This is a genomic window from Oryzomicrobium sp. (assembly GCF_021287045.1).
Lineage (GTDB): Bacteria > Pseudomonadota > Gammaproteobacteria > Burkholderiales > Rhodocyclaceae > Oryzomicrobium.
Window position 1 is genome coordinate 416,636 of record NZ_JAJTBG010000001.1, and the last position, 7,219, is coordinate 423,854.

At 67.9% G+C, this 7,219-nt stretch carries 8 protein-coding genes; 2 read left to right on the forward strand and 6 right to left on the reverse strand.

Going from position 1 to position 7,219, the window contains the following annotated elements:
- Positions 1 to 40: 40 nt before the first annotated feature.
- From LWW89_RS01910 to LWW89_RS01920, 3 genes are all read right to left on the reverse strand, one after another.
- Complete coding sequence (locus LWW89_RS01910) at positions 41 to 931, reverse strand: pirin family protein (RefSeq protein WP_293260267.1); 891 nt, start codon at positions 929 to 931, stop codon at positions 41 to 43.
- A 111-nt stretch (positions 932 to 1,042) separates the two neighbouring features.
- Positions 1,043 to 1,981 (reverse strand): pirin family protein, encoded by a 939-nt coding sequence (locus tag LWW89_RS01915; protein ID WP_293260270.1) that lies wholly within the window; start codon positions 1,979 to 1,981, stop codon positions 1,043 to 1,045.
- A 63-nt stretch (positions 1,982 to 2,044) separates the two neighbouring features.
- Positions 2,045 to 2,641: an NAD(P)H-dependent oxidoreductase gene (locus tag LWW89_RS01920; protein ID WP_293260273.1), complete on the reverse strand. Its 597-nt coding sequence runs from the start codon at positions 2,639 to 2,641 to the stop codon at positions 2,045 to 2,047.
- 258 nt (positions 2,642 to 2,899) lie between these two features.
- Here LWW89_RS01920 and LWW89_RS01925 point away from each other — a divergent pair, with 258 nt between their 5' ends.
- A complete protein-coding gene (locus LWW89_RS01925; RefSeq protein ID WP_293260276.1) occupies positions 2,900 to 3,799 on the forward strand; it encodes a LysR family transcriptional regulator in 900 nt (299 codons plus the stop codon).
- Between the two features lie 88 nt (positions 3,800 to 3,887).
- Positions 3,888 to 4,757, forward strand: a complete 870-nt coding sequence (locus LWW89_RS01930; protein ID WP_293260279.1) for a DMT family transporter — start codon at positions 3,888 to 3,890, stop codon at positions 4,755 to 4,757.
- Between the two features lie 310 nt (positions 4,758 to 5,067).
- On the opposite strand, the gene infA is transcribed toward LWW89_RS01930, so the two are convergent.
- The 3 genes from infA to LWW89_RS01945 form a co-directional block, all read right to left on the reverse strand.
- Entirely contained in the window at positions 5,068 to 5,325 is a 258-nt protein-coding gene (infA, locus tag LWW89_RS01935; protein WP_293260282.1) for a translation initiation factor IF-1, read from the reverse strand.
- 588 nt (positions 5,326 to 5,913) lie between these two features.
- Positions 5,914 to 6,591: an RluA family pseudouridine synthase gene (locus tag LWW89_RS01940; RefSeq protein WP_293260285.1), complete on the reverse strand. Its 678-nt coding sequence runs from the start codon at positions 6,589 to 6,591 to the stop codon at positions 5,914 to 5,916.
- 372 nt (positions 6,592 to 6,963) lie between these two features.
- The coding region (locus LWW89_RS01945; RefSeq protein ID WP_293260288.1) for an acetyl-CoA hydrolase/transferase C-terminal domain-containing protein at positions 6,964 to 7,219 on the reverse strand (256 nt) is incomplete at its 5' end.

Here is a 7,219-nt window from a genome sequence, read left to right on the forward strand (position 1 = left end):
AGCAAATCAAGCAGGTATTTCCGGGGGAGAAGAGGGACGTTCAGGCCGCAACGTCCGGCAGGGCGGGGAAACCTCCGGCCTCCCAGCGGGCTTGCAGGGCCTTGCCGCTGGCCACCGAGTCGGTGACGAAGTTCCACCAGATCACCGTAGGTTCGGGCATGGGGGCGCCGCCCAGCAGCATCAGCCGGGCCGGGCCGTCGCTGGCGAGTTCCAGGGTGGCGGCGCCGTCCTCCAGGTGGGCCAGTTCCCGTGCCGCCACCGGGGCGCCGCCCAGGCGCACCGTGCCTTCGGCCACGTAGATTGCCAGCTGGTGGTCCGGGGCCACGGCCAGTTTCACAGTACCCACGGCGCCTGCCGTGCCAGCGAGGGCGATGTCGGCGTAGGTGAGGGGGGAATAGGTGCGCACCGGGGCGGTCTTGCCGTCCAGGCTGCCGGCGAGCAGGCGCAGGGTGGCGCTGTCCTTGGTCCAGTGAGGCAGCCGTTCGGCGTCCACGTGCTCGAAGGCCGGGGCGATGCCGCGTTGGTCCGGGGGCAGGGCGACCCAGGCCTGGATGCCATGGCGCGGGCCCAGGGCTGCCGCGGGAAATTCGCCATGGACGATGCCGGCGCCGGCGGTCATCCAGTTGGCCGCGCCCGGATGGATGCGCTGCACGGTGCCCAGGGAATCCCGGTGGTCGATGGCGCCGGAGAAGAGGTAGGTGACGGTCTGTAGCCCGGCGTGGGGATGGGCGCCCACCGTGTCCGGCGGCGGCGTGCCGTCGTCGGGCTCGCCGGCGGCGTGGCCGAAGGGGCCGAAATGGTCGAGGAAAACGAAGGGCCCTATCCGGCGCAGTTCGCGGCGGGGCAGGGCGCGGTAGACGGTGATGCCGGCCAGGGGGGCTTCTTTGGCCGGCAGCAGGCGGGCGATGCGGCGGACGGGGTTCGAGGACATGATCCGGCTCCTTGCCACGGGAAAGGGGGGAGCGGCGGGGGCCGCTCCCGGTGGGCGCTGCGTTGCGTGGTGGTGCGGTGCTGCCTTGCTGCCTGGTTGGCCGCTGCGCAGTCAGCTGGCGTTCTGGTAGCCGCCGTCGAACTTGCCGTCCCGGTAGTCCTGCATGGCCTGGTGCAGCTCGTTCTGGCTGTTCATGACGAAGGGGCCGTACTGGGCGATCGGTTCGTTGAGCGGCGCGCCGGCCAGCACCAGCACCCGGGCCGGGCCACCGGAGGCGGCGAACACCACTCCATCGGCCCCCGTGGCGTTGGCCAGGACGGCCATGCGCTGGGTCGGCACTTCCACCGGCGTGGTCACCTCGCAGCCCAGGGTGATGGCACCCCGGTACACGTACAGGAAGGCATTGTGCCCTTCCGGGATCGCCTGGGCGAAGGTAGCGCCTTCGGGCAGGTGCACGTCCAGGTAGAGGGGCTCGGTCAGCGGGCGGGATACCGCACCGGCCACGCCGTGGCTCTGGCCGGCGATGACGCGCACCGTGGCGCCGGCGTCGGTGGTCAGCTCGGGAATCTTCTCGCTGGGGATGTCCCGGTAGCCGGGCGTGGTCATCTTGTCCTTGGCGGCCAGGTTGATCCACAGCTGGAAGCCTTCCATCAGGCCATCCTCCTGCTCGGGCAGTTCGGAGTGGATGAGGCCGCTGCCGGCAGTCATCCACTGCACCCCGCCGTTTTCCAGCAGGCCCTCGTGGCCGGCGCTGTCGCGGTGACGCATGCGTCCGGCGAGCATGTAGGTGACGGTCTCGAAGCCCCGGTGGGGGTGGTCGGGAAAGCCCGCCAGGTAGTCGTCCGGATCGTCGCTCTTGAAGGCGTCGAGCATCAGGAAGGGGTCGAGGCGGCGTTGCAGGTGCTGGGTAAGCACCCGGGTCAGGCGCACCCCCGCCCCGTCCGAGGTGGCCATGCCGGCCACCAGGCGCTCCACCGGGCGGGGCTGGGCGACCCGTTCCTGGGTGCTTTCACGTGCGTTGGCGGCGATGGCGGTGGAGGTATGAATCATGGCGATCTCCTTAGGATGAGGCGGGGGCGGGTACTGCGTTGCTGCTGGATGTCCGGACCTGGCTCAGGCCAGGGCGGCGATTTCCTCGCGGGCGGCGGCAAAGGCCCGCTCGGCGGATTCGGCACCCATGGCCAGGCCTTCGGCGTAGACGAACTGGATGTCGGTCAAGCCGAGGAAGCCCAGGGCGGTCTTGAGGAAGGGCACTTGGGAGTCGGCCGGGGTGTCGCGGTAGATGCCGCCACGGGCCAGGGCCACGTACACCTTCTTGCCCTTGAGCAGGCCTTCCGGACCGTTGGCGGTGTACTGGAAGGTGACCTTGGCGCGGGCGATGGCGTCGATCCAGTTCTTGAGCTGCACCGGCACGCCGAAGTTGTACATCGGCACGCCCAGCACCACCGCGTCGGCGGCCTGGATTTCGGCGATCAGGGCGTCGTCGAGGGCGACCCGGGCGGCCTGTTCGGGCGTGCGCTGCTCGGCCGGGGTGAACAGGGCCTGCAGGGCGGGCTCGTCGAGCACCGGATGGGGGTTCTTGGCCAGGTCGCGCAGGGTCACGGTGGCGGACGGGTTGCGGGCCTTGAGGGCGGCGACGATGTCGTCGGCGACCTTGGTCGAGTTGGCACCGGAGGAGCGGGCGCTGGCGTTGATTTGCAGGATGTTCATGGTGATTCTCCAAAAGTTGAACCGGCTACGTCGGGTTTCCCGTGGGGTCGGGGTACGGACGGCGGGGGCGGTTCGGTGCGGCATCGCGTTGCATCTCGCTGTTGCCTGCCCGGGCCGTTGGGGTTGCCCGCTGTCGATGGACGTACTGTAGTTGTTCTGAATTCGCGGCAGAAGACCGAAAAGCGGATAACATTGTTCCAATATTGAGACAATAGTGCCGGGCCTGGGGTACCCCGGGCCCGGCCAAGGAGAAACGCCATGAACGTCGATCCCAACGATCTGGTGCTGTTCGCCCGGGTGGCCGAGGCCGGCAGCTTCAGCCGCGCTGCCGAGCGGGTGGGGCTGCCCAAATCCACCGTATCGCGGCGCGTCGCCACCCTGGAGGCGGAACTGGGGGAACGGCTGCTGCTACGCACCACGCGCAAGCTGGTGCTCACCGAGTTCGGCCTGTCGCTGCTCGACCATGCCCGCCAGGTGGCCGCCGAGGTGGAATCGGTCACCTCCCTGGTGCAGCACCGCATGGCCGAGCCGAGCGGCTGCCTGCGCGTCTCCATGCCCAACGACATCGCCAACACCATGCTCGGCACCGTGTTGGCCGAGTTCGTCGCCCGCTATCCGGCGGTGACCCTGGAGGTGGATTTGTCGCCGCGCCGGGTGGACCTGATCGCCGAGAATTTCGACCTGGCCATCCGCATGGGCACTCTGAGCGACGACGCCACCCTGGCGGCGCGGCGGGTCGGCGTGTTCTCCGCCGGCCTCTACGCCGCTCCCGGCTACCTGGCTGCCCGGGGCACCCCGGCCACGCCGGAAGACCTGCTGCGGCACGACGCCCTGTGCTTCTTCGGCCGGGGCGGCGGCGCGGCGGTGTGGCAGCTCAGCCGGGGCAAGGAGGCATGGGAAAAGGTGCCGAATGCCCGGGTCACCGCCAACTCTCCGGAAACCCTGCTGCGCCTGGCCCGGGACGGCCGGGGCATCGTTGCCGTGAGCAGCTACGCGGCAGAACCCTACGTGGACGGAGGCGAACTGGAGCGGGTGCTGCCCGACTGGTATCTGCCCCCCACCACCGCTTGGGCCGTATTCCCTGGCCGTCGCCTGATGCCAACCCGCACCCGGGTGTTCCTCGACATGCTGGAGGCAGCGATGGTGGGGCGGCGCTAGCCCGGAGCTAACCCGGGTCGGCATGGCTGGCGGGGATTGCGTATAGCATGGCGGCTTTGCCTCTCGCCGCCGCCAGGCGTCGCACCCCATGAACGGCACCGCACTTGCCCTGATCGTCACCGGCGCGCTCTTGCACGCCACCTGGAATCTTCTCGCCAAGAAGGCGGCCGGCGGCGCGCCCTTCGTCTGGCTGTACGGGGTCGTGAGCCTGGCGGCCGCATCGCCGCTGGTCGTGATCGAATTCGTGAACGGCACCGCCGCGTTCGGCGTCAGCGCGTGGCTGGCCATCGCCGTCAGCGCGGCGGCCCATCTGGTCTATTCGCTGACGCTCCAGCAAGGCTATCGGGCCAGCGACTTTTCGGTCGTCTATCCCGTCGCCCGGGGCACGGGGCCCCTCTTCGCGGTGCTGGGGGCCATCGTGCTGCTCGGCGAGCGCCCGACCCTACTGGGCGGGCTGGGGATCGTCCTGATTCTGCTGGGCATCGCGTTCGTGGCCGATGTGCTGGCCGGGGTACGCGCCCATGCGAGCAAGGCCCGGGCCGGCATTCTGTGGGGGGGCATGACCGGGGTGTCGATCGCCGCCTACACCGTGGTGGATGGTTGGGCGGTGCGCACCCTGGCGATCGCGCCGATTGCCTACTACGCGTTCGGATTACTCCTGCGCACCCTGTTCCTGGCCCCGGCCGCCCTGCGAAGGACGTCGGCGCTGTGCGAACAGTGGCGGAGCAACGGCAGACTCATCGTCGCCGTCGGCATCCTGTCGCCGACGGCCTACCTGCTCGTGCTGTATGCGATGCAATCGGCCCCGGTGTCCTACGTGGCGCCGACGCGGGAACTGTCCATGCTGCTGGGTGTGCTGTTCGGCGCCCGTGTGTTGCGCGAACGCTTGAGCGCCTCGCGGATCGCGGGGACGATGCTGCTGCTCGCGGGCGTCACCTGCCTGGCCGTGGCCAAGTGATGGCCTGGGGACAGGAAGAATCGCCGGCTGCGTGGCCGGGAAGGGCGCCGTAACGGGGTTGTCGCCCCACTGGAAGGTGCCGCCATGTGTGCGGCTGTGGGGCGGAAATTACCGGGCGACTGGCGAGAAACGGTCCAGCGACGCGGGCGATATGCCCGCCAATTCCCCGACGACGAGATTGACGCCGTTTCCCAACAGCCACCAGGCATTACCGTACGGGAGTACGGCGATGCCGGCATCGCTACACAGTTTGGTTGCTACGTTTCTTAAATTTTCAATATTCATTCAATGCTTTGGTCCAGATGGCGTCTTAACGACGCCTGGGGCTTGGAGACGCCGGTGCCCGGCCTTCGATATGCCGGAAAGTGATCCGTCCCTTGCTCAGGTCGTAAGGGGACAGTTCCAGGGAAACCTTGTCACCGAGCAGGATGCGGATGTGGTGCTTGCGCATTTTTCCGCCGGTATAGGCGATGAGGGTGTGGCCGTTGTCCAGTTTCACCTGGAAACGGGAATCGGGCATGACGTCCGTGACAACACCTTGCATTTCGAGCAATTCTTCCTTGGCCATTGTGGCCTCCACTCAGAGGGAGCCAAGTTTCCTTGGCATAAACGACCTGGCTGGGGAGCCAGGTTAAGGGCAGTGGGCCTGCCGGGTGCGGCGGGCCTTCTGCGGCGGGGCAATCGGGCTTGCGAAGCAGGTGCGGCGGTCTTGGCCCCAACGCTTAAACCGTTGGAGTGCGTCCCATGGAAAACGTCACAGAACCGGTCCTCGACACCGCCAAGGGTGACGAAGTCAAAACCTGCTGCATGGCTGGATCGTTTGGCGGTACCGCTTGCCGTGTCCTGATGCTCCGTCGGGTGACGGAACTCGCCCGGCTGACGGGCGAAACCAAGACGGCGAGGTACGGATGGGGGACTGGCGCACCGTAGGATCGCGGGCGCTAAATCGACAAAACAACGGCACTACTCAGGATCGCTGCGCTGCACAATACAACGCATTGGCGGCGATGGCAAATTGCGCGGTGGCGACCGTCGTGCTGCCAATGCCGACTACTCCGGTTTTTCCGGTCTGTAGAGGCCGGTAAGTCGCCTGCCGAGGCATGCGTGAAGTCACGGTTGTCGGGCATTGGCCGGGGCTGTCTGGGCGGCCATGCTTTCAGAACGGCGCCTTCGTCTCGAAGTGCATTTCTTCGAAAGTGATCGGGTGGCGAAAGGCCAGTTCCCGGGCGTGGAGCAGCAGGCGGGGAGCCTGGTCGCGGCGCTCGGGCGGGGCGTAGAGGGTGTCACCGAGGATGGGGTGGCCCAGGTATTGGAGGTGCACCCGCAGCTGGTGGGTGCGGCCGGTGATCGGCTCCAGCTCGACCCGGCTGGTGTCGTGCCCGGCGTCGTAGCCGAGCACCCGGTAACGGGTCAGGGACGGTTTGCCGGTGGCGTGGTCCACGATGTGGCGGGGGCGATTGGGCCAGTCGAGCACCAGGGGCTGGTCGATCTTGCCGGCGGCGGGAACGATGTGCCCGGCGGCCACAGCCTCGTAGCGCTTATGCACCTTGCGCGACTGGAACAGGATGCTCAACTGGCGGTGCATCTCGGCGCCCCGGGCGAGCACCAGCAGGCCCGAGGTGTCCATGTCCAGGCGATGCACGATGAGGGCGTCGGGAAAATCCTTCTTGGCCCGTTCCACCAGGCTGTCGAGCTTGTCCTCGCCCCGGCCGGGCACCGACAGCAGGCCCGCGGGTTTGTTGACCACCAGCAGCGCGCCGTCGGCATAGACCAGGTCCAGGCCGGTATCGGGGGGCGGGGTGTAGGCGACGGGCGGCGGCGGGGCGGACAGCATGGCGGGCAGTAAGGAAGGTGGTGTAGGGCAGGGCGGCGGGTGAATCCTGCCGACAGGGGCTACGGAATCCGGGTTTGGAGAATCCAGCGAGTCGGAGCCTACCCGGACCCGGTGCCAATGCGGGAACGCAGTGCGGTGTGCCGGACTCTGGACCATAGGCGCGAAAGGCCGAGGTTGTACCACAAAAACGCCGCCCCCTTGGCGCTTCCGGCGAACGGGGCGGCAAGGGGGCGGCACTGTTTTTTTGCATCGACCGGAAAGCCACGACTGGCGCGGGGTTTCAAGTCGATGCCGTGGAACGCCGCGCCAGTCTTCGATCTCCGCAATGGTGCCGTGAAGATGCCCGACTGGCGCGGTGTTCCGATGGGCGGCTTACAGCAGGTTCATCTTCTTCGCCGCTTCGCGCAGCTCGCCTCGGAAGTCAGGGTGGGCGATGCCGATCAGGGCCTCGGCGCGCTGCTTGGCGGTCTTGCCGCGCAGTTGGGCAACGCCGTGCTCGGTGACCACGTAGTTGATGTCGTTCTTGCTGGTGGTCAGGTGGGTGCCCGGAGTCAGGGTCGGGACGATGCGCGTGATGGTGTCGTCCTTGGCGGTGGAGGGCAGCACGATGAAGGCCTTGCCGTCCTTG